Source organism: Desulfatiferula olefinivorans (assembly GCF_054657895.1).
Genome location: NZ_BAAHXV010000078.1, coordinates 1 through 3,438, shown reverse-complemented (window position 1 = coordinate 3,438; position 3,438 = coordinate 1). Strand labels below are relative to the sequence as shown.

Sequence of the window (3,438 nt, the reverse complement as noted above, 5' to 3'; positions counted from 1 at the left end):
CATCAGAAGTGAGGTAATTTCGTTTTGAAAAATAAAATAGATAGAGACTTTTACTGTACTACTGATCAGTATATAATATGTGGCCCTGAAAATAGTATTGTTGATGTTGTTCCTAAACTTGTACAAGATCCAAAAATAGAAGCAATTATTGTTACAAGAAAAAAACAACTTGTTGGAATTGTAACAAGAAGAGATATTTACTTTTTAACAAATAAAGACCTTAAATCAAATCAATCGAAATTAAAGATTAAAGATTTAATGACATCGAAAAATCTTGTTACTGCCAGTCAAGGTATTTCTTTCGAAGAAGTTGTTAAAATTATTCATCAACATAGAATTGAAAAATTATTGATAGTGGACTTTAATGGAAATTTTGAAGGACTAATTAGCAGAAAAAAAGTATCTGAAATTGGAGGATATCTGAAAATTTTAGAATTAGAAGAATTTTCTCGTCCAATTGAATTCCCTCCCGGATGCCATGAGGCCGGTTTGACAATATTATCATATTTTGGGACTATTTTACGCAATAAGTATCCTGAGAAAGACATTGGATTTAGAATTGAGCAAAAAGAAAATAAAGTTATCATGACAATTATTACTTCTGAAGGAGATATTGAAATCATTGAAAAATGCTTTGATGAATATGGTATGGTTGTATTAGGTCATACGCCAATTGAACAGTTTTTACCAGATCCTATTGAATCAATAGCTTTAAAAAATAAACTCGAAATTGCTAATTTAGAGTTAAGACAAACTAAAGAACTATTAAATTTTTCTAAAGAGCAATATAATTTTCAAAAAGATCGAATATTTAATATGGAAAACGAAGTTGTTTGGCTTAGGGAACAAGTAGGTAGATTGATAGCTGGTCAATTGGACAATTCAGGAATGTTACTCAAATTGTTTTCTTTAGAATCGAAATGTAGTAATAATAATATTGAAAAGTCTCTGAATTTATTATCAAATAAAATCGAACAAGGTATTAAAGCGGATGATGAACATGAAATAAAACAAGCTTTAGTAAATGTAAAAAAAAATAACCCATCATTATTTGATCAAGTATCTGATTTAATAATAAAAGGTTCTGTTTCTGGGGCAGCAGGAAATTTTTTATATATTTGGATTCAATCAATCATGAGTACACTCCCAAAGTAAATAGAATCATGCTAACAAGTGTTTTGCAGTGGATCAGGCGGGAGCGTGCCTTCGTTTACCGATCTCGTTTATCAACCAATTTCGTTTTCTGGTCGGGTGTTGTGAATCGCCGCCCGCCCACTGAAAACTTCGTTGGCAGTCGGACGAACGTCTGGGTAAAAAGTAGAAAATTGATTTGCTCTTTCAAAAAGAAAAGTTGTAAAGAAATCGGAGTTTGGGCTTTCTCCTGTTGAACGACTTTTCAAATCCGTCCGCTGTCTCGTTCAGGGTGGCCCATCCGCTCAACCCTTGTGGCGGTTTCCGTCTCCTTCGTTCTCAGGGCGGCCCGTTCGTTCGAAGGCTTTCACGGCTTTGTTCTGCGTTTGGTTCTGGTTGTTCTTTGTCACTCCTGGCATATTGTTTCCACGTTCTCCGGCATTGGGTTCATAAACTCCGGTCCCAATCCATTCGCCACCGTGAATCAATCTGCCAACAATTGCTTCCACCGGACCGGGCTAGAGCTTGTCCCTTTTGGAAGTCTTTAGTTTTTCAACCTTTTTCGCCCATCGGCCCAGCGTCTCGATTCGCCGCCCGGCCGGTGAAGCACACGTTAGCCTCATGAGAATAATCTATGACAACAAAATTACCAGATGATGTCTTAAAAAAATTAAGAATTCTTGAGCCTCAGTTAAAACAAGCTGCAAAGCATGGTGATTTCAACCAAGCGCATAATATCATGGAAAAAATCCAGAGATTGTTTTCAACGAATAGAGATCATCATCGAGTATTACAAGCAAAGAATTGGTATTTTCAAGCCGCACTGATCGATAATCGAATTGATTATGCAAAAAGAGGTTATAATAGTGTTCTTATTCGAGCAAATGAAAATACCAGAACCTATCTGGAAGCTGCAGTTCACTTAGGCATTTGTCATCTGCGTAATAATGAAATTAAGGCTGCAAAAAAATACATTCGAACTGCAATGTTACATATTAACAATATCAAATCTGATGAGCGTCGTAACCAATTGCAAAAAAGAATGCTAAAGCGAATTGAGTTTGAGTGTATCCTTGGCCAGTTGCGTAGGGAATATTCAGAAGAATTAGATCCAAAAGAGCTTCACAAAAGAGCAGTAGAAATTTTAAAAAACAAATCAGATCAAGAAATATTTATTATGGTGGGTAATAGTTTACCCCAAGATTCATTGTTGCTAACTCAAGATATTAAAAATTATTCAGTAAAACTACTGCCAATAAACGATCAAAAATTATTAGCTCCACCACCAACCTTATCGGTTGTTGAATTTGGTAAAAAGGTTGTCGATACTTTAAAACGAGCAGGGTGGCGAGCTGTGTGTGATCCTGAAAGTGAAATTTACAATTTGTGGAGCAAGCAAGTACCCAAGGTATTTAATAATGGCTATTTTGCTTCAGCTATTGCAACTACGTGTGCAAAATTAAGCATTGGGATTCCAATTTTGGCAGTAGGTGTTACGGCTATAGTAATGAAATACACTGCATTAGAATTTTGTGAACGATTTCAGCCTATTGATTTAATGATATCACGAAATGATAAAGGCTAACCATGTGTTCCAGTGGATCGGGCTACAGCGCGCCTTCGTTAACCACTGTCTTTTTTCAACCAGTTTTGTTCTCTGGCCGGCTGTCGCGATTCGACGCCCGCCCACTGAACACCACGTTATGGCATCAGGGAAATCAGGACACAGGGATATGGCACACCAAGCGAAAATTCATCCCCATCACGATCTATTCAATTTAGCTTATTACCATCTGAATGTTATTGAGCGTAAGCAGATCGAGGAAACAACGGATTCAATCGCCTTGGATTGCATGAGCTGTCTATTGGCGCTCGGCCTGACCGTTGAGGCCTTGATCAATTTTGCAGGTGAGGTGATTGTTCCATCATGGAAGGAGCGAGATAAGTATCATTTGAAGCTTGGTAGGGTTTGTGAACAGCTGGGCTACAAATTCGATGAGTCTCAAGAGCCGTTTCAAACACTCAAAAAACTCAAAGAATTACGAGATAACATGGTTCACGCTAAACCTAAAAGAAGGGAAAAAGAGATCGCTTCATTAGCAGATATCGATCAACTGTTAGCAACTGATTGGGATCCCTATCTCACCCCCGAGCATGCACGTAGGTTTTTCGAGCAAGTGGATAGGTTTGAGAAAATGGTTTATGACAATCAAGCCATCCAAGATAATGGAATTCTAACAATTGCCTCGGGTTGGTCTGGGGACTTAAAGCCATAACCATTGGGTGCAGGTGACGCTTTCCGCTTGC

At 37.6% G+C, this 3,438-nt stretch carries 3 protein-coding genes; all 3 read left to right on the top strand.

Translation table 11 applies throughout. The features are described 5' to 3' along the window. Nucleotides 1–24: 24 nt before the first annotated feature. The 3 genes from ACYQ11_RS21785 to ACYQ11_RS21775 all read left to right on the top strand — a co-directional run bounded on the left by ACYQ11_RS21785 (nucleotide 25) and on the right by ACYQ11_RS21775 (nucleotide 3,407). Complete coding sequence (locus ACYQ11_RS21785; RefSeq protein ID WP_459925943.1) at nucleotides 25–1,155, top strand: CBS domain-containing protein; 1,131 nt, start codon at nucleotides 25–27, stop codon at nucleotides 1,153–1,155. 610 nt (nucleotides 1,156–1,765) lie between these two features. After that, complete coding sequence (locus ACYQ11_RS21780) at nucleotides 1,766–2,716, top strand: hypothetical protein (RefSeq protein WP_459925942.1); 951 nt, start codon at nucleotides 1,766–1,768, stop codon at nucleotides 2,714–2,716. 148 nt (nucleotides 2,717–2,864) lie between these two features. Then, complete coding sequence (locus tag ACYQ11_RS21775) at nucleotides 2,865–3,407, top strand: hypothetical protein (protein WP_459925941.1); 543 nt, start codon at nucleotides 2,865–2,867, stop codon at nucleotides 3,405–3,407. The last annotated feature ends 31 nt before the right edge of the window (nucleotides 3,408–3,438 follow it).